Source organism: Bacillus sp. Y3, from assembly GCF_008123875.1.
GTDB lineage: Bacteria > Bacillota > Bacilli > Bacillales > Bacillaceae > Bacillus > Bacillus altitudinis.
Genome location: NZ_VSSC01000009.1, coordinates 46,177 through 64,306 on the forward strand (window position 1 = coordinate 46,177; position 18,130 = coordinate 64,306).

The window sequence follows — 18,130 nt, forward strand, 5'->3', positions numbered from 1 at the left end:
ATACGTGTCAAAACCGGAAAGGTTTCCCACTCATTTTACCACATAGGTCATAAGATTCATTGAATTCCAAAAAAACCAATATTTTCACCTCGATCGTCTTGAAAAACAAAATGTGGTGACATATGATAAAAATGTAAAATGAGAAAAAATAGGGGGAACTTACATGTTAAAAAAAATCATGGTCGCTGTCTTGTCTTTCGGTCTTTTACTTAGCTTTACACAAGTTGACACACACACAGCGGATGCAAAGACAGTCAAGTACAAAAACTGCAAAGCACTCAACAAAGTATATAAAGGCGGCGTGGCAAAAAGCAAAAATACGAAAAACAAAGGTGGAAAAACGAAGTACAAGCCTTATGCATCAAAAGCACTTTACTTAAAAAATAAACACCTTGACCGTGATAAAGACGGCATTGCGTGTGAACGTTAAGAAGAAGTAAAAAGACCTGTCACAAGGTCTTTTTTCTATGGGATCAAACTCGTCCCTTTGTGCCATCTTCATCTTTATATTAAAATAAAGATAGATTCAAAAAATGATACAAAGTGGGGTACTCAATTTGTCAACACAAGCTGATAAGAAAGACATCCGATTGATTGCCATTGATATGGATGGCACGCTGTTAAACAGTGAGCACGTCATTCCTGAGGAAAATAAACAAGCCATTAAAGAAGCAGAAGCCAAAGGGGTCCATGTGGTGATTAGCACAGGACGTACGCTGATGACATGCCGAGAGCTGGTCGAACCGCTGAAACTCTCTTCCTATCTTGTCACAGCGAACGGAAGTGAAATTTGGGATTCAAACTTCCAGTTGATCGAACGAGAACTACTGCATCCCGATCACGTTCAGATGATGTGGGATCTAAAAAACAGATACGAAACCGATTACTGGGCATCTACTGTGGATAAAGTGTGGAGAGGAGAATTCCCAGAACGCATTCATGACCACGAATGGCTGAAATTTGGTTTTGATATTCATGACGATGCTGTTCGTGAGGAAGTCCTCCATACATTGAAAACAAATGGACAGCTAGAAATCACGAATTCCAGTCCAACCAATATCGAAGTCAATGCAGCAGGCATTAACAAAGCGGCAGCTCTTGCAAAAGTTGCAGAACGCATTGGCTGTACAATGGACAACGTCATGTCACTTGGCGACAGCCTGAATGATATGGCGATGATTCAAGAAGCCGGATTAGGCATCGCAATGGGCAATGCACAAGAAGTTGTGAAAGAAGCGGCTGATTGGATTACGGCTCCTAATACAGAGCATGGGGTAGCAAAAGCCATCCAGCATTGGGTGCTGTCTAAATAAATGAGTAGAAAAAGTGAGAGGATATGACCTCTCACTTTTTTTGTTTTCTCCTAGTTCTATTGTTATATTTTCTGACAATTTCATGTGCAGTCTATCCAAAGTTGGTATAATCAATATAAATTCGAATATTCGGACTTTATATTCCGCAATTCGGAACGACAAGGAGGGGTTCTATGTATCAAGTGGATATTAACTGTGATTTGGGAGAAAGTTTTGGTCAATACACGATCGGTTCAGATGAACAAATTCTTGAATATGTCACCTCAGCCAATATTGCATGCGGTTTTCATGCGGGAGATCCAACTGTGATGAGAAAGACGGTTAAAATGGCACTGGATAAAGGGGTTCAAATTGGTGCACATCCAGGTCTGCAAGATTTAGTCGGTTTTGGCAGACGTCCAATCGCGATCTCAGCAGAGGAAGCCTATGATCTTGTGATCTATCAAATTGGTGCACTATCAGCCTTTCTGAAAGCAGAAGGCGGCATGATGCAGCACGTCAAACCACACGGCGCCCTTTACAACATGGCGGCTAAAAATACTGAATTATCTGAATCGATTGCGAAGGCTGTGTATGATATTGATCCTAACCTTGTGTTATTTGCGCTGTCAGGTAGTGAACTTGCGTCAGCAGGGGAAAGAATCGGTCTTCAAGTGGCACATGAAGTTTTTTCTGATCGCACGTATCAACCAGACGGGACACTGACATCCCGCCGTGAACCTCATGCACTTATTGAAGAGGATGAAAGGGCAGTTCAGCAGGTCATCCGTATGGTAAGAGAGGGGAAAGTGCGGACAGTGCAAGGGGAAGATGTTCAGCTCAAAGCAGATACGGTGTGTATCCACGGGGATGGCAGTCACGCGCTTCAATTTGCAAAAACCATTACAGCGAAGCTAAAAGAAGCCACTATTCAACTCAAGGCCTTTCGATAAATCGTCATCAAAGGGGGAAACAGCATGAAAAGAGAGAAAGCCAAACAGATGAAAGCTCCAAAAGGGAACCGTTCTATGCTGATGGGCGCAGCCTTTTTAATGGCAACGTCCGCCATTGGACCGGGATTTTTAACACAAACAACGGTGTTCACACAGCAGCTCGCAGCTAGCTTTGGGTTTGTCATCTTGATTTCCATTTTGCTAGACATTTTTGCGCAAACAAATGTATGGCGTATCATTGCCGTCTCGGAAAAAAGAGGACAGGACATTGCCAATATGGTTCTGCCGGGTCTTGGATATGTGTTAGCCTGTTTGATTGTCATTGGGGGGCTTGCCTTTAATATTGGAAATATCGCCGGTGCGGGTCTCGGTTTTCAGGTCATATTCGGCGTCGATCCCCGCATAGGGGCTGGGGTCAGTGCAGTCATTGCCATTCTCATTTTTGTCATCAAAGAGGCAGGAAAAGCGATGGACCGATTCACACAAATCGCTGGTTTTGTCATGATTGGTCTGATGCTGTATGTGGCTATTTCCACAGCACCGCCAGTTGGAGAAGCTGTCATGAGAACTTTCGTGCCAGAGAAAATTGACATGTTATCGATTGTGACACTTGTCGGCGGGACAGTTGGTGGCTATATCGTTTTTGCTGGTGGTCATCGTCTGCTGGATGCTGGCATTAAGGGGAAGGAAGCATTGCCCCAAGTGACGAAAAGTTCCATTTTCGGTATTTTGATCACATCCGTAATGCGTGTGGCTTTATTTTTAGCCGTTCTAGGAGTTGTCTCAAAAGGATTACAGATTGATCCATCGAACCCGCCTGCGTCTGTTTTTCAATTAGCATCTGGAAATGTTGGATATAAAATGTTCGGGATTATTATGTGGGCTGCCGCCATTACCTCAGTCATTGGAGCAGCATACACCTCCGTTTCCTTCTTTAAAACCTTCTCACCAAAAATCGAGAAAAATCAACGAGGCATTATCGTTGGATTCATTGCGCTCTCGACCATTTGTTTTATCACGATTGGAAGACCTGTGAACATATTGATTTTGGTTGGGGCCATCAATGCATTGATCTTGCCGCTTGCACTCGGAACATTGCTGATTGCTGCCTATAAAAAAGAAATTGTCGGTGATTATCGCCATCCATTCTTTTTGACAGCAACAGGTGCGTTTGTTGTTGTCATCATGGCAATCATGGGCGGATATACCATCATGAATGAAATTCCAAAACTATGGAGCTGATCACATGAAAGCATATCAAACCTATGAGCCGTCACAAATAAGGGAATTGATTCGTAAGCAGAAGATCACAGGCCCAACGGCTGGCTTTGCTGAGGGATTTGCGCAAGCCAACTTAATGATCGTCAAAAAAGAGCTGGCCTTCGATTTTCTTTTATTTTGTCAGCGGAATCCGGCTTCGTGCCCATTGCTTGATGTGCTCGACCCAGGTGTTCCAGTGCCAAGGCGTTCAGCACCTGATGCGGATATTCGAACGGATTTCCCTAAATACCGTGTTTACAAAAAAGGGGTTCTTCAAGAAGAGGTAACAGATATTTCTTCCTATTGGGAGGATGATATGGTGGGCTTTCTCATCGGATGCAGTTTTACATTTGAGCATGCACTCATGCTGAATGACATTCCTGTCCGCCATATTGAAGACGGTCATAATGTACCAATGTATCAAACGAACATCCCATGTGAAAGGGCAGGTGTATTCCATGGTCCGATGGTTGTCAGCATGAGGCCGATCCCAGCACATCAAGTCACAAGAAGTGTTCAGGTGACGTCTAGATTCCCATCTGTACATGGCGGTCCTATCCATATAGGTGATCCAGCTGTGATTGGCATTGAACATGTAGATCAACCAGACTTTGGAGAACCATCTGTGATCAAAGAAGGGGAAGTCCCGGTGTTTTGGGCATGTGGTGTGACGCCGCAAGCCATCGTCATGCACACTAAGCCGGATATTGCGATCACCCATGCACCCGGTCATATGTTTATCACAGATGTAAGAGATCAAAAGCTCGGTGTCCTGTAGAAAGAGAGGTGTCATAAAAGTGGCATTTTCAACGATAAAAGATACGATCACGTTCCACCCGCTAGGAGACGCAGCCATTGTCATCCAAGCCGGGACTGACATAAGTGAAGACATTCATGAGCGTGTGAAGCAGCTGTTTTCATGTATTGAACAGCATCCATTTGAAGGATATGTGGAAGCTGTTCAAGCTTTTACAAACGTGACCGTCTTTTATGAGCCCTATACGGTCTATCAATCTGCTCAGCTTAAGCAACGTGCGATCTCTCCGTATGAATGGGTCAAAGACTATATTGAAAACCTCCTTGAAGACAACTGGCAGGAGGGGAATCAGGCAAAGCGCCGGATCGTCGACATTCCTGTATGTTATGGAGGAGAGCTCGGTCCTGACTTAGAAGAAGTCGCCCGTATCAATGATTTGACGCCTGAAGAAGTTGTACGCATTCACACATCCGGGACGTATCTTGTCTATATGATTGGGTTTGCTCCTGGGTTCCCGTTTTTAGGCGGACTTTCTGAAAAAATTGCAGCTCCGCGCAGACAAACACCAAGAATGTCGATTCCAAAAGGGTCTGTGGGTATTGCGGGGAAGCAGACAGGGGTTTATCCGATATCTACACCCGGAGGCTGGCAGCTCATTGGACAAACCCCTTTGTCCTTATTTCGGCCGAATGCTGAGAGACCTAGTCTACTAAAGGCAGGGGACGAGGTTCGATTTGTTCAACTGTCTGAAAAGGAATTTTTCAGCATGAAGGAGGAAGATCGTTGAGTATTCATGTCATCAAGCCAGGAATGTTCACCACCATTCAAGATAAAGGGAGAATAGGCTATCAGAAGTACGGTGTTTTAACGAGCGGCGGCATGGACCCGCTCTCGCTCCGAATCGCCAACATCCTCACTGGGAATCAAGAAAACGAAGCGGTGCTGGAAATCACATTAATGGGGCCCGGTCCAGTGTTGACATGTCAGAAGGATCAGCTGATCGCCGTGACCGGTGCTGATGTGGAGGTTGAGATTGACGGGGAACAAGTGCCTCTATGGAAACCGCTCTTCATTCGAGCAGGAAGCACGATCACCTTTGGCCCTTGTAAGAGGGGATGCCGCTCCTACCTCGCTGTAGCCGGTGGATTTGATGTTGAGCCGGTGATGAAAAGTAAAAGTACGTACGTCAGAGCGAAGATAGGCGGGGTAGAAGGGCGTCCGCTAGAAAAAGGAGACGTCCTGCCGATTGGAGAACCGTCACCACTGGCGGTGAGCCTCGTTCACATGTTAAAAAGCAAAGGGGAACGTGCGCCAGACTGGACAGTCAATCATGCTCATTTTTTGCCTCTCGGGAAATCACCAGTCATTCGGGTGCTGGCAGGGAGACATCTGTCTCATTTTCAGGAAGAATCGCAGCAAGCTTTTTTCGAACGGTCTTATCAGGTCACTCCCCAATCTGATCGTATGGGATGCAGATTGAAAGGAGAACCGATACGTTTAAAGCAAAAGCTTGAATTGATTTCAGAAGCGGTTGCTTTTGGCTCTATTCAAATTCCTCCTGACGGCCAGCCGATTATTCTGCTCGCAGATCGCCAGACGACAGGTGGATATCCCCGTATTGGTGAGGTGGCAACAGTCGATTTGCCGCTCATTGCGCAGGCGATGCCTGGAGCGAATCTCACGTTTCAACAAATTGACCGCCAAGAAGCAGAGCAAGCCTTATTCACACAAGAAGCAGAAATGAAGGACCTGACGGCAAGATTAAAACTCGAAGCATTTTCGTTTTAGAAAAGGTGAGAAACATGCAGAACACAAATAAAACCGTTGTGAAATCAATGGAGATATTACGGCTTTTTATCACACACGAACAATTAACGTTAAATGACATGATTGAGCTCTCGAGCATGCCCAAAACATCTGTACACCGAATGGCCAACTCGTTAGCCGATATGGGATTATTAGAAAAGCATCCTTCAGGTGTTTACCGATTAGGATTGATGTTCCTTGAATACGGTCAGCTTGTCGCCGATCGCCTCGATATCCGTAGAATTGCAAGGCCCTTTATGGAAAACTTGCGTGATGAGGTAGGTGAGGCTGTTCAGCTCATTATTCGTGAAGGAGATGAAGCCATTTATGTGGAGAAAATGGAAGGAACGCAGCCTGTCCGGCTCTATACCGCCGTCGGAAGAAGATCCCCATTATATGCGGGAGCTTGTGCGAGAAGTATTCTTTCCTTTTTGCCAGAGGAAGAGAGACTTGCCTATATTGATTCGGTAGAGCTCGGGAAAATTGGGATCGGAACCATTACCGATAAAGATGTCCTGCGAAACATGATCGAAGAATCAAACAGGCGCGGATATACGTTAAGCTATTCAGAGCTTGAAAACTATACTGCCGCTATTGGAGCGCCCATTTTCAATCATCACGGAGAAGTGGCAGCAGGCATTAGTATTGCAGGGTTTGAGGCCGGCTATCAAAAGGAACGGCTTCCTTATTTAATTGAGCAGGTCAAAAAAGCGGCCAGCGGCATTTCAAAAGAATTAGGTTTTGCATCTGAACAAATAAAAAGCCAATGACCGTTAAGATCATTGGCTTTTTGCGTGTTCATGATTAGAAAGTTTTACCTAAAGCTTTTGCACGTTCGATCGCATCTGCTTTAATTTGTTCTGCTTTTGCAGGCTCAGCATTGTGACCTTCAACAATAAGACCTTCGAAAGAAGGAATACCGAAGAAGTTTGCAATTGTTCCAAGGTAACGGTGACCTGCTTCTAGTTCAGCAGCAGGACCTTCAGTGTAATATCCGCCACGTGCTTGGATGTGTAGCGCTTTTTTGTCTGTTAGTAATCCAACAGGACCTTGCTCAGTGTATTTGAATGTTTTACCAGCTACAGCAACAGAGTCGATGTATGCTTTAAGAACTGGTGGGAATGAGAAGTTCCAAAGTGGTGAAACAAATACGTATTTGTCAGCAGAAACGAATTGATCGCTTAATTCGTTTAGGCGAGCAACTTTCGCTTGCTCTTCAGCTGAAAGTGTATCGAAGCCAGCACCAGATTGAAGCTTGCCCCATCCAGCGAATACATCTGCATCAATGTGAGGAATGTTTTCTTTGTACAAATCGATATGTACAACCTCGTCACTTGGATTTGCTTCCTTATAAGATTCGATAAATGCTTTAGCAGTAGCCATACTGTAAGAAACTGTTTCATCATGCGGATGTGCAGTGATGTATAAAACTTTTGCCATGTTCATTCAATCCTTCCTGTTTCAATGATTTTTTTAGCGTATCCCAAAGATACACTGAATATGTGGCATCTTTAATCATATTGGAATGCTATGAAAAAGATGTAACAAGCACAGTTACATAAAAACTGATATTTTCATTGTAATCACTATATAGTTTGAAGTCAAGGTATAAAGTCTTGAAATCAAGATAAAAAGTTTGTAAATTTTTCTGAAACGCTTCAAAGCTGCGATTTAAGCAAAAAAACCCTACTCCCATTGAACAAAAAATGGATCGATATCGCAAGTAAAGTGTTTGTAAATGCGCTCATCCTGCGTCTTTGAAAAAAAGGTGGATGCCTTTAAGCCATCTGCTACAAGCATTTGTTCTTCTTTTTCGTATATATAAGAGAAGGCAGGAGAGAGTGAGGGATAAGAGTGGGACGATCCTATGTTGCGATTGGAGATTCCTTAACGGTTGGGGTGGGGGCACGTTTATTTGGCGGCGGTTTTACGGAGCGATATGCGGCGAAGCTTGAAAAGAAGCTGCATATACCGGTGAAACTGTCCGTATTTGCGAAATCAGGGTTAACAACGGAAGAGATCTTGCAGCTTTTTCAGCGGTCTGATGTAAGACGGGCGATTGCTCATGCTGACATCATCACCATCACAGGCTGCGGGAATGATCTTGTTCAAGCTGTTCTGCAGTATGAAAAAGGTGAAGATGAAAAGACACTGCTGCAAGCGTCTATGCATTGTCAGGCGAATTTTAGCAAAATGGTTCAAGAAATCGCTCTGATAAAAAGAGGGCAGCATCAACCATACTGCGTATATTTATTGAATTTATATAATCCTTTTCCTGAGATTCCGATCGCCGAGAGATGGCTGAAGCAATACAACCATCACCTTCGCCAGCTTGCTGCGAATCCACATGTAGAAGTGGTGGATATTTACGGTGTATTTGAAGGTCATCAAAGCGCATACTTATCAATTGATCAATTTCATCCGAACCACAAAGGATATGAAGTAATGGCAGAAGCGCTGTTTCAACAATCCTTTAAGTAACTGTGATCCCGCGGGATTACAGTTTTTTCATTCTTTTAAATAAAGGGCTGTTTCGATATGATAAAAGAAACAAAGACAAAAGAGGTGGATACATGCAGGAGATGAGCGCGTATTTTCATGAATTGAAAGGAACAGCTTATGAGGTAGGAAAGCAGCAGGCTATTTGGCTGAAGGAGCGCCCTTTGCTTAAGAAACAATACATTCAAACAGAACCGTTATCAAAAGAGGCTGTGAAGGAAACAAAGCAGCTGATTCGACCATTTCTTCCTCAGTTAGAAGAAGAACTCTCGGGATTTTGTGATGAAATGCAAATAGATGAAAGCGATTTGACCTTTTTCTATTCTTCGCATCTTCAGCCAGGCTGTTCCCATTGTGTGATGCAGGGGAATGAGGCTGCCAATCAACAGACGGTGATGCTGCGCAACTATGATTTTTCTCCGCTGTTTGATGATATGCGTCTTGTATCTACGCATGTGAAGGGCTCAGCAGTCCATACAGGCTCATCATTAATCTTATTTGGTCGATCGGATGGGATGAATGAGCATGGTCTATCGGTAACATTTTCTGCATGCGGTCCGCCTATTGGCAACGAACCAGGCTTAAAGACGCCGGCTGTTGCTGGCTTGCAAGTATATCATGTTATTCGTGCTGTGCTAGAGTCCTGTAAAACGGTGGAGGATGCCGTCCGTTTGGTACAGGAAATGCCCGTCGCGTCTAATGTTCATCTCATGCTTGCTGACCGGAAGGGAGAGGCGGCTGTGATTGAAATGATTGATGGGCAAAAAAAGGTGAGAAGGCCGGAGCGTGGATTTATTGCGGCTACGAACCATCCGCTTGCTGATCACTCGGCAAAAGGGTTGACGAAACATCATTCTGTTGTCAGGTACGACATGTTAATTCAAGCTTTAGAAGAACAGCCGTCAAGCGAGTCTCTTACGGAACTATTTCAGGCAGAATACCCTGCTGGTCTGACTGTGCACAATTATGAAGAGCTGTTTGGGACGATGCGAACCGTCATGTTTCGGCCGGAGGAAGGGACGATGGAGTATTGCTTTGGCTCTCCCGTCTATCATCCTACCTATTCATTAAAGGTCGGGGGCACACTGCCATTTCATGAACTAACGATTCAATTTCATCAAAAGGATTATGGACCTTCCTTTTGGAGAAACGTGTGAGTCTTTCATTTTGTCACAGCCTGTGTGCCAAATTTAGATCAACTTCAGGTTGCATCGATCAGTGAAAGCGTTTTATATTAAAGTGTGACAATAGACCTATTTAAGCAGAAGGAGGCATTTCATGTACATAACGGCACGAGAACAGAAAGTAATCAAATATATGATTCAGCAAAATCGTTATGTCACCATTCGTGAGATCGCCGATTCTGTTCAAGTAAGTACAAGAACCATTCATAGAGAACTTAAATCCATTAAACCTATTTTAAAGAATTACAACCTATCACTTGATAAACAGCCGGGGAAGGGCTTGAAGGCGGTCGGTGAACAGGAAGACAAACAGCGGCTTCTGTCTCATATTTCAAATGAAGATCAAATTGAATATAGTTCTGATGAACGGAAGCTCTTAATCCTGTGTGCCCTGCTTGAAGCAAAAGAACCGGTGAAATTATATACACTTGCAGCCGACTTGCAGGTCACAAATGCGACCATCAGCTACGACTTAGATGAACTGACGGACTGGATCGCTCCTTACGGTTTACTGCTTATCCGCAAGCGTGGGTACGGCATTGAATTAAAAGGGCCTGAGGAAGCCAAACGAAAAATTGTCGGCAACCTGATCGTTGACCGTCTCGACATTCAATTATTTCTCGAAACGATTGAGATGAATATTAAACATCGAACGAAAGCGACTGAAAAGGTGTTTGGGGTAGTCAGTCGAGGACAGCTGCTCAAGGTAGAAAGGCTACTCTTTCATTTGAAAAACAGACTCTCTCTCTCGTTGTCAGATAGTGCCTATATTGCACTTGTCGTTCACTTAACCTATGCCATTGAACGCATTCAAATCGGTGAAACCATTCGGATGGAAGAGGAAGAATTGCTTGAATTAAAGCGGACGAAGGAATTTGAATCTTCACTCAGAATCGCACGAGCATTAGAACGCATGTTTAATGTAGAGATTCCTGAAGCGGAGGTCGGCTACATGACCATCCATTTGCGTAGTGCAAATCGAAGCTTTACGGCAGAATACCGCATTGATGAGATTGAGTTAGATATTGCGCTGAGAACGAAGAAACTCATTGACTTTATTTCTCATAAAACAGGCTACCATTTAAATGAAAACGATTCATTGTATGAGGGACTCGTGTCTCATCTTGAACCAGCTATGAACCGTTTAAAAGAAAAGATGCGGATTTATAATCCGCTCACACAACAAATAAAAAAAGACTACTTCTTGCTGTTCATGGCGATTGAAGAAGGTGTGGAGCGCTTCTTTCCTGAGATCGAATTTCCAGAGGATGAAATTGCCTTTATCGTGCTTCATTTTGGTTCGGTGCTTGAAATTAAAAAAGAAGAAACAAAGATTCATGCATTGGTCGTTTGCTCAAGCGGCATCGGTTCGTCCAAAATGCTCGCATCACGATTAAAAAAAGAATTGCCTGAGATCGCCAAATTCGATCTATCTTCCTTAATGGAGCTAAAGGAAATCGACGCTGCGAGCTATGACATGATCGTATCAACCGTGCCGATCCCCTATGAGCATATTGATTACATTATGGTCAGCCCGCTCTTAAACGAGGATGACGCAGTGCGGGTCAAGTCTCATATTAAACGAAAAATTCCTTATCTGATTGAGAAAAAAAGAGCGCAGGAATCTGCAAAAGAATCGGTGGAGGAAACGGTTGATATGATAGGAATGGCAGAGCAAATCACGAATTATATGTCAGTGATTCGCAGCATCTTGTCCCATTTTACAATCGAAAAAAAGAGGACGACGGAGCAGCATGAGTCAACAATGAGAGCGCTGATGCGTCAGGTTGAAAGTCAAGGCTATTTAGAACGTGCAGACGAAGTGACAGCCGGTTTACTTGAGCGTGAGCAGCAAGGTGGTTTAGGCATTCCGGGAACTGAGTTTGCTCTTTTTCACTTAAAGCATGATCTCATTAAGAAACCGGTCTTTCATATCTATGATCTTGATGAGGCATATGAGATCAAAAGCATGGATGGCGGGCAACAGCTCATGTCCAGAATGCTCCTCATGCTGGCGCCGCTAGAGCTTGGCAAAGAAGGGTCTGAAATGTTTAGCCTGATCAGTTCATCCATCATTGAAAGCGAAGAAAGCATGGCGCTTTATGGACAAGGAACAAAGGAAGAGATTGAACAGAAATTACATCAACTTTTTTATCAATTTGTCAAAGAGGCAAAATGGTAAGAAAAAAGCCGAGAGCTTATTCGCTTCTCGGCTTTTTTGCTGTGACACAGACAGCGAGGGTGGGACGAATCTCTTCATATTCAACAGAAAACTGATCAAATCCAGCAAATTCTAAGTCATTGAGGATGCTTTCGCCCATTTCTTTTGTCCGATTGGCGTCTGCTCCTTTTTCTCTTGGCTGCATCACAATGACGAGTTTTCCGCCAGGTTTCAAGGTGTGATAAAGGTTGAGTGCGCCAGCCTTTGGGTCATCCCAAATCGTATAATTGTTAACAGAGAGTACTTTGTCATACTGATCCGCCGGCAGGCGCGTTCTTTCAATTTTCCCGACATACAGCCGGACCTGCTTCTCTTTGGATCGTTTCTTTATACGCGAATGCGCCTGTTCCTTCATAGTTGAAGAAGCATCTAGTCCATCAATGTGAAGATCGTCATAATGCTTGAGCATATGTTTGATGCTATAGCCGGGGCCATAGCCTATTTCCAATATGTTTTCACCATCTGATAAATCTAAATGCTGGATCGCCCATTGATTCAGTGCCTTATTTTCATTTGCCATAATAAAACCTGCGATGCTTCCGAGCCAGCCTTTTGGTCTGCTAAAGGTTTTAGAAATGGTTGACAGCATGTGAGAACGCTCCTTTTTTATGTTTATGTAACCGATTTTTCCCATCCTGAAACCTGTCAGTTTTCAAAACGCATTGATGAAGCATAGGGATGTTTGAGTGAAAAAATGAAGTGGTAATGAAAGGATACATCAACAAATCAAGGAGGAGCTTACACATGGATTTACGTGAATACTTAACAAATGGCATTCCGCGCCAAACGCAGGATCAGCAGCCAGGCAGTGAAAGAGAAATGAATCCTGCGCCGATCTATGAGGATGAATCGTATAAAGGGTCTGGTAAGCTAAAAGGAAAAGTAGCGCTGATTACAGGGGGAGACAGCGGAATTGGACGTGCCGTTTCTGTTGCGTATGCCAAAGAAGGAGCTCATGTCGCGATTGTATACTTAAATGAACATGAGGATGCAGAAGATACGCAAAAACGTGTAGAACAGGAAGGCGTTAAATGTTTAACGATTGCAGGGGATGTCGGGGACGAAGCCTTTTGTGAGAAAGCGGTAGAAAAGACAGTTGAAGCCTTTGGGAAGCTGGACATCTTAGTCAATAATGCGGCCGAACAGCATCCGAAAGAACGTATTCAAGATATTTCTAGTGAACAGCTTCACCAAACCTTTAGAACCAATTTCTATTCTTATTTTTATTTTACGAAGAAGGCACTCGATTACTTAAAACCGGGAAGTTCCATTATTAATACAACATCTATTAACCCGTATCGAGGCAACAAAGTGCTCATTGATTATACGGCGACAAAAGGGGCCATCAACGGCTTTACTCGTTCTATGGCACAGTCGCTTGTGAAAGATGGAATTCGGGTCAACGGTGTAGCACCCGGTCCAATTTGGACGCCGCTCATTCCATCTACATTTGATGAAGACAGTGTCGAAAACTTCGGGGCCGAGACCCCAATGGGAAGACCAGGACAGCCTGTGGAGCATGTAGGCTGCTATGTACTGCTTGCTTCGGACGAATCGTCTTATATGACGGGACAGACACTTCACGTCAACGGTGGTTCCTTTATGAATACATGATCAATAGCACGCCGCCCAGCTTTGATTGGGCGGTGTATTTAGTATTTCTTCCGATTCTTCTGTACAGATGAGACAGACCATATGATAATGCCCACAACAACCGCTGCAATAACAAGTGAACTCAAATGGAACATCGTTTCATGATGCATGTTCAACTTCCCCTTTCAATGTGTCCGTTTTTTATAGCATCAGCTAGAAGATGTCTTTTTATGAAAAACACATTTCTTTGTTTAATGAATGGATTGTCGTGGAAACCTAAGAGTACGGATGACATTTTGAAGGAGTGAAGATACATGTCACAAGAAGAGTTAAAGCAAAAGGTAATGAACTTATTAGACGAACAAAAAGTTGGAACATTGGCGACTGTTGAACAAGATAAGCCGCATACCCGCTATATGACTTTTTTTCATGAAGGGCTGACATTATATACACCAACAAGCAAAGAAACACATAAAGCGGATGAGATTGAAAAAAATCCGAATGTTCATATTCTCATTGGTTATTCAGGTGAAGGATTTGGGGACACATATGCAGAAATTGCAGGTAAAGCCACATTAACTGATGATCCAGAACTGATCGACCGCCTTTGGTCTGATGAGATGGAGAAATGGTTTAAAGGAAAAGATGATCCAAACCTAGTGATCCTTAAGATTGACCCAACCTCCATTCGTTATATGAACGAAGGAAACCGGACACCAGCAGAATTATCACTTTAACACTTGCGTAAGTTGGGGGAACGTGTTATAGTTTTATATTAAGTGTTGAAATAGCAAATAAATAAAGAAAGTAAACTTTCTTTTTTCTATGACATAATGAGAAGCAATAGAGCTTCTACTTGATAAGAACGAGACGCTGTCAAAGCGAACAAACTTATTCTTTTCCTTCTGCAACCGCCCCCTATAAAAGCGGAAGAATGGAAAAAAGACGTTTTGATTTACAATTCACACTGGCACGGCTTCGGAGCCGTAAGGACGAATGAGAGGTAGGGCTTTCGTTGTCTTGTTATCCAGAACTTCCATGGCGTTTACTTTCAAACGTAGGTTCACTCGGAACACATATGACACACTGATATGATCGAATCTTAATTCATACACTCCGTGACGGAGATTAAACATTGATTATTTATTTGCATGAAAAGAGTAAGAAACGGGCTGCCATCTATTTGGCAGCCTTTTTAGGTTAAAAGCGGACACCATCCGCATGACATCCCCTTCAAAAAGATTCGCCGTCAACAATAGAACAACGAACACTCATCGACAGAAAGAGGAAATGCTTCATCATCACTCACTTCGCCCTTTCTTCTGATACCTCCAAATCCGGCCAATAAAAAAGAACATCACCGTAAACAAAATAGAGAAGATCAACATGTCCAGCAGTGTCACGCCTCTATCTGGATGCACAACCCCAAACCAAACCCATTGAAGAACAAAAGAGATAGCAAAATAAAAGATGGATTCTTTCATGAAATTCTCCTTTTTACTTGTTTTTTTGACTGTTTAGCCACACCATCCAGATGAAAAAGGAACAAATGGCGCATGCGAGCAAAGTGACAGGCGGCAAGGTGTACCAGCCAGTCAGCCCCTTTACAAAGCACATATAAAAAAAGAAAATGGTAATAGATACGAGCACCCCTTGCTTGAACCAACGGGGAACACGCAGCCAAGCCGCTAGAATGATCGATGATAGCTTATCCATTGAGATAACATCCTTTTTTTGAATCTGATTGGATTTTATCGTAAACAATCAAATATGTAAAATATGGATTTAGAAAGTTGGAATGGTATTCTTCTAGCATGAAACATTCTCGCTGCACTGACGTATAAGAAAAAGGAACTCCATGAAAGGAAGCGATCAAGTGAAAAGAATACCAGTGATTTTCCTCAGGTATATTGTCTTCTTTATTCCAGCAATCATTCTTAGTGTCTTGGTGTGGAACCATTACCAAGATGATTTGTCAGCAGGGAAAGCGACGCAATATGACGTCAAACAAATATTTACATTCGATGAAGGAAAACGAGTAGTGAGTGCTGTATCAAAAAACCAGCAGCTCCATTTTGCAATGTATGATCCTCAATCAGGAAAAAGAATCAGTGAATGGATAACGGAAAGCGATACGTTTAATGAAATGCTGCCATCTATTCAAGGGAACCATCTCTTACTTGCTTTAAAAAATAAAGACGATCAGCTGTTGATCGAAAAACTGTCTCCAAGCGGAGCAAAGAAAGAACTCGTCAAGCAAAACTTACAGATTCCCTCATTTTTAAAAACGAATACATATCAATGGAATGGACGTCTCGTGTTTACAGGAGAAATGGAAGGCGCTGCTGCGGTCCTCGGTGAGCTAAAGAATGGTCAGTTTCATGTCCACAATCTCAGCGAGCTGAAGCTACCAGCAAGACCTGTTTCCATCGATGTCGTCATGAATTCTTTTAGAGGGCAGACCCCATTCCCTATGTTTGAATTGACTTTGAAAAATGACCAGAAGGCGTATGTCAGCGGAATCTCAAACGAGAAGCATCAGCTTGGGGTCTATGTCTCCAAAAGTGCAGAACCGTTTAGCCTCATTGAAGATAAAGTCGTGCAGCAACTGAAAAAAACGATCGGATCATCACAAAACGTGGCTGTCGCTGTCGAATCCAACTATCCAAAAAGACCAAGGAAAGTGGATGCAGAGGGAAGGCTTGGGGAAGTCGTCCCAACACCAAAACCGATGTACCAAACCTTTATCTACCAGCTGAATGAAGAAGAAGTTCTTCTTTTAGGCTCTACAGCAAAGGACGAAGCAAAAGGCAAGCTGACTGGTTATATTTATAATCATCGCACGAATAAGGCGACGTCTGCCAGCAAGCTGTCTCAGTCGTTGTCATATGAATCTTTACAAAAAGAAGATCTCTCTTTTCATAAAAATGTGAAGAGCGATTGGCTCTATTATTCACTTGGCAACCAATTAACGGGGGCATTTGAGGCGAAAAGCAAACAGCTAAAGGAATTTCCTTTGCAAAAGGTTATCTCAATCGAAAATGCCAGTCCAGCCCACCAAACGTCTGTTGACACCTTTATGCAATATGTCATGAAGGGCGGACCACTTATTCTCAACTGGGCGATATGGCTCTTTATCCCACTGTTGTTATTTGTGCTAGCGATCTTCCTGCCACCGATTTTGAGGCTTGTGAGAAAGAACAAGATAAAAGACAGTGTCACATTAGAAGCCAATATTGTATCAGTCAAAGAAACGGGTACCTACATCAACGAACAGCCGCTGGTCAACATGCAACTTCAATTTCAATATGATGGGAAAAATATCGAAAAGGCGGTTAAAACGGTTGTATCCTATACTCAGATACCGCAACCGGGTCAGCGTATCGCCATTCTCTACAATCCGAAAAAGAAAAAAGCGATGCTCTTAAAAGAAGGTGACTTCTCGCAGCCAAGCGAGCCAAAGTTCATCAAAGGCGCTATTTTAAGAAACATAGAATCATATGGAATCGTAGGACGAGGCACCGTCTTATCACTTACATTTGAAGCAGATCAGAAAAGGTATACCATTCCGATGGTTCAAGCAGCTGGTTTTGAATTTAAACTAGGAGAAAAAGCCGATCTCGTTGACATCAGCGGTCAGTTGAAAATGGCAGCCTATGGCCATGAAGTGCGGAATCGATCGGGGAAAGACGTGACATTGACAGGAACGATCCAACGGGTGAAGCAATATCCAGTCACAATTCATGATCAGAAGCCTATTATGCTGGATGTGACGGTTTCTAGCGGAGATCAATCCATTACAAAAACGGTCAGTCAATTCATACCTGACCATATGGAGGTCGCGCCAGGAACTCAAATCACGATGCAGACAAAACAAGAAGAGCTAGATAAAGAAATCAGTCTTATGCAAGAGAAACAAGGAAGTGCAAAAGTGACCCATGTCACATTTTCCGGTGTCATCGGCAACCAGCCGTTAGCGATCATTCAGATTGAGAGAGAAGGCGTGATGTATGAAGTGAAACAGCCAATCGATCCGATCACTAGCGTCTTGCCAGGTGATGAATTATGGGTGGCATATCACGAAATGACACGTCAAGCAGCCATTGTGAAATATGCATCGATTTAAAAAATACGTCAGCGTGTAGAAAAAGGGCTAAAACGAATGTCGTTTTAGCCCTTTTTGATTAAGCTTTTGTATCATACTGGCGAAGCACCTTGTCATAGGCGAAGTTGCCGAAAGGAATGAATGCCGCAAAGAATCCGGCGATGGACCATTTCAAATGCCAGCGAACTTTAAAGGTCACATATGCCAAAATGAGCATATAGATCACAAACAATGCGCCATGAAGAGAGCCCACAATGGTGACCGCCATCGGAATATCCGCAAAATATTTTAGAGGCATGGCAATTAAAAGAAGGGTTAAAAGAGACATACCCTCAATAAAACCCGCCTGTCTCAGACGGCTAATACTTGTATGCATATACAAATCCTCCTGTATAAAAGCTAGTTTCTCATCTTCTAATATAAACGAAAGATCGCCTGAACATGCGATAATCTACGAAAA

The 18,130-nt window shown here is 43.2% G+C and carries 19 protein-coding genes; 14 read left to right on the forward strand and 5 right to left on the reverse strand.

What is annotated here, in order from left to right; genetic code table 11:
• Window positions 1–163 precede the first annotated feature (163 nt).
• The 8 genes from FXF70_RS17235 to FXF70_RS17270 all read left to right on the forward strand — a co-directional run bounded on the left by FXF70_RS17235 (window position 164) and on the right by FXF70_RS17270 (window position 6,838).
• Window positions 164–430, forward strand: a complete 267-nt coding sequence (locus tag FXF70_RS17235) for an excalibur calcium-binding domain-containing protein (protein ID WP_008347196.1) — start codon at window positions 164–166, stop codon at window positions 428–430.
• A gap of 103 nt (window positions 431–533) precedes the next feature.
• Entirely contained in the window at window positions 534–1,313 is a 780-nt protein-coding gene (locus tag FXF70_RS17240) for a Cof-type HAD-IIB family hydrolase (protein WP_370539173.1), read from the forward strand.
• 173 nt (window positions 1,314–1,486) lie between these two features.
• Window positions 1,487–2,245 (forward strand): LamB/YcsF family protein, encoded by a 759-nt coding sequence (locus FXF70_RS17245; RefSeq protein ID WP_007498099.1) that lies wholly within the window; start codon window positions 1,487–1,489, stop codon window positions 2,243–2,245.
• 24 nt (window positions 2,246–2,269) lie between these two features.
• The gene (locus tag FXF70_RS17250; RefSeq protein ID WP_007498097.1) at window positions 2,270–3,487 is read left to right on the forward strand and encodes an NRAMP family divalent metal transporter; all 1,218 of its coding nucleotides are present in this window, start codon (window positions 2,270–2,272) and stop codon (window positions 3,485–3,487) included.
• A gap of 4 nt (window positions 3,488–3,491) precedes the next feature.
• Entirely contained in the window at window positions 3,492–4,283 is a 792-nt protein-coding gene (locus tag FXF70_RS17255) for a putative hydro-lyase (protein WP_060780776.1), read from the forward strand.
• A gap of 19 nt (window positions 4,284–4,302) precedes the next feature.
• A complete protein-coding gene (pxpB, locus tag FXF70_RS17260) occupies window positions 4,303–5,049 on the forward strand; it encodes a 5-oxoprolinase subunit PxpB (RefSeq protein ID WP_017366632.1) in 747 nt (248 codons plus the stop codon).
• A complete protein-coding gene (locus FXF70_RS17265) occupies window positions 5,046–6,050 on the forward strand; it encodes a 5-oxoprolinase subunit C family protein (RefSeq protein ID WP_046342681.1) in 1,005 nt (334 codons plus the stop codon). The genes pxpB and FXF70_RS17265 overlap by 4 nt, the downstream gene beginning before the upstream one ends.
• A gap of 14 nt (window positions 6,051–6,064) precedes the next feature.
• A complete protein-coding gene (locus FXF70_RS17270; protein WP_007498093.1) occupies window positions 6,065–6,838 on the forward strand; it encodes an IclR family transcriptional regulator in 774 nt (257 codons plus the stop codon).
• 34 nt (window positions 6,839–6,872) lie between these two features.
• Here FXF70_RS17270 and FXF70_RS17275 read toward each other — a convergent pair whose 3' ends face one another.
• Complete coding sequence (locus FXF70_RS17275; RefSeq protein WP_024720223.1) at window positions 6,873–7,508, reverse strand: FMN-dependent NADH-azoreductase; 636 nt, start codon at window positions 7,506–7,508, stop codon at window positions 6,873–6,875.
• Between the two features lie 414 nt (window positions 7,509–7,922).
• Here FXF70_RS17275 and FXF70_RS17280 point away from each other — a divergent pair, with 414 nt between their 5' ends.
• The 3 genes from FXF70_RS17280 to FXF70_RS17290 all read left to right on the forward strand — a co-directional run bounded on the left by FXF70_RS17280 (window position 7,923) and on the right by FXF70_RS17290 (window position 11,933).
• Window positions 7,923–8,549 (forward strand): GDSL-type esterase/lipase family protein, encoded by a 627-nt coding sequence (locus FXF70_RS17280; RefSeq protein WP_050826966.1) that lies wholly within the window; start codon window positions 7,923–7,925, stop codon window positions 8,547–8,549.
• A gap of 92 nt (window positions 8,550–8,641) precedes the next feature.
• Window positions 8,642–9,724: a C45 family autoproteolytic acyltransferase/hydrolase gene (locus FXF70_RS17285; protein ID WP_148780835.1), complete on the forward strand. Its 1,083-nt coding sequence runs from the start codon at window positions 8,642–8,644 to the stop codon at window positions 9,722–9,724.
• A 121-nt stretch (window positions 9,725–9,845) separates the two neighbouring features.
• Window positions 9,846–11,933, forward strand: coding sequence for a BglG family transcription antiterminator (locus FXF70_RS17290; RefSeq protein ID WP_007498087.1), 2,088 nt, complete (start codon window positions 9,846–9,848; stop codon window positions 11,931–11,933).
• Window positions 11,934–11,949: 16 nt separating this feature from the next.
• Here FXF70_RS17290 and FXF70_RS17295 read toward each other — a convergent pair whose 3' ends face one another.
• Window positions 11,950–12,561, reverse strand: a complete 612-nt coding sequence (locus FXF70_RS17295) for a class I SAM-dependent methyltransferase (RefSeq protein WP_079919168.1) — start codon at window positions 12,559–12,561, stop codon at window positions 11,950–11,952.
• 155 nt (window positions 12,562–12,716) lie between these two features.
• Between FXF70_RS17295 and FXF70_RS17300 the strand changes: the two genes are divergently transcribed.
• A complete protein-coding gene (locus FXF70_RS17300) occupies window positions 12,717–13,586 on the forward strand; it encodes an SDR family oxidoreductase (protein WP_008347170.1) in 870 nt (289 codons plus the stop codon).
• Between the two features lie 293 nt (window positions 13,587–13,879).
• Complete coding sequence (locus FXF70_RS17305; protein ID WP_008347166.1) at window positions 13,880–14,302, forward strand: pyridoxamine 5'-phosphate oxidase family protein; 423 nt, start codon at window positions 13,880–13,882, stop codon at window positions 14,300–14,302.
• A gap of 564 nt (window positions 14,303–14,866) precedes the next feature.
• Here the strand turns inward: FXF70_RS17305 and FXF70_RS17310 are convergent.
• Together FXF70_RS17310 and FXF70_RS17315 are read right to left on the reverse strand one after the other, a co-directional pair.
• Window positions 14,867–15,049, reverse strand: a complete 183-nt coding sequence (locus tag FXF70_RS17310; protein ID WP_008347162.1) for a hypothetical protein — start codon at window positions 15,047–15,049, stop codon at window positions 14,867–14,869.
• Window positions 15,050–15,062: 13 nt separating this feature from the next.
• Window positions 15,063–15,281 carry a hypothetical protein gene (locus tag FXF70_RS17315; RefSeq protein ID WP_048002380.1) on the reverse strand — a complete coding sequence of 73 codons (219 nt, stop codon included), beginning with the start codon at window positions 15,279–15,281 and terminating at the stop codon, window positions 15,063–15,065.
• A 160-nt stretch (window positions 15,282–15,441) separates the two neighbouring features.
• On the opposite strand from FXF70_RS17315, the gene FXF70_RS17320 reads away from it, so the two are divergent.
• On the forward strand, window positions 15,442–17,691 hold the full coding sequence (locus FXF70_RS17320; RefSeq protein WP_262368874.1) for a hypothetical protein: 2,250 nt from the start codon (window positions 15,442–15,444) through the stop codon (window positions 17,689–17,691).
• A 58-nt stretch (window positions 17,692–17,749) separates the two neighbouring features.
• Here FXF70_RS17320 and FXF70_RS17325 read toward each other — a convergent pair whose 3' ends face one another.
• Window positions 17,750–18,046: a DUF3817 domain-containing protein gene (locus tag FXF70_RS17325; RefSeq protein WP_008347156.1), complete on the reverse strand. Its 297-nt coding sequence runs from the start codon at window positions 18,044–18,046 to the stop codon at window positions 17,750–17,752.
• Between the last annotated feature and the right edge of the window lie 84 nt (window positions 18,047–18,130).

Bases quoted from the DNA above. Each gene is read 5' to 3' on its own strand.
- FXF70_RS17235 (WP_008347196.1), top strand. From the start codon at position 164: ATGTTAAAAAAAATCATGGTCGCTGTCTTGTCTTTCGGTCTTTTACTT.
- FXF70_RS17240 (WP_370539173.1), top strand. From the start codon at position 534: ATGATACAAAGTGGGGTACTCAATTTGTCAACACAAGCTGATAAGAAA.
- FXF70_RS17245 (WP_007498099.1), top strand. From the start codon at position 1,487: ATGTATCAAGTGGATATTAACTGTGATTTGGGAGAAAGTTTTGGTCAA.
- FXF70_RS17250 (WP_007498097.1), top strand. From the start codon at position 2,270: ATGAAAAGAGAGAAAGCCAAACAGATGAAAGCTCCAAAAGGGAACCGT.
- FXF70_RS17255 (WP_060780776.1), top strand. From the start codon at position 3,492: ATGAAAGCATATCAAACCTATGAGCCGTCACAAATAAGGGAATTGATT.
- FXF70_RS17270 (WP_007498093.1), top strand. From the start codon at position 6,065: ATGCAGAACACAAATAAAACCGTTGTGAAATCAATGGAGATATTACGG.
- FXF70_RS17275 (WP_024720223.1), bottom strand. From the start codon at position 7,508: ATGGCAAAAGTTTTATACATCACTGCACATCCGCATGATGAAACAGTT.
- FXF70_RS17285 (WP_148780835.1), top strand. From the start codon at position 8,642: ATGCAGGAGATGAGCGCGTATTTTCATGAATTGAAAGGAACAGCTTAT.
- FXF70_RS17290 (WP_007498087.1), top strand. From the start codon at position 9,846: ATGTACATAACGGCACGAGAACAGAAAGTAATCAAATATATGATTCAG.
- FXF70_RS17295 (WP_079919168.1), bottom strand. From the start codon at position 12,561: ATGCTGTCAACCATTTCTAAAACCTTTAGCAGACCAAAAGGCTGGCTC.
- FXF70_RS17300 (WP_008347170.1), top strand. From the start codon at position 12,717: ATGGATTTACGTGAATACTTAACAAATGGCATTCCGCGCCAAACGCAG.
- FXF70_RS17305 (WP_008347166.1), top strand. From the start codon at position 13,880: ATGTCACAAGAAGAGTTAAAGCAAAAGGTAATGAACTTATTAGACGAA.
- FXF70_RS17310 (WP_008347162.1), bottom strand. From the start codon at position 15,049: ATGAAAGAATCCATCTTTTATTTTGCTATCTCTTTTGTTCTTCAATGG.
- FXF70_RS17315 (WP_048002380.1), bottom strand. From the start codon at position 15,281: ATGGATAAGCTATCATCGATCATTCTAGCGGCTTGGCTGCGTGTTCCC.
- FXF70_RS17325 (WP_008347156.1), bottom strand. From the start codon at position 18,046: ATGCATACAAGTATTAGCCGTCTGAGACAGGCGGGTTTTATTGAGGGT.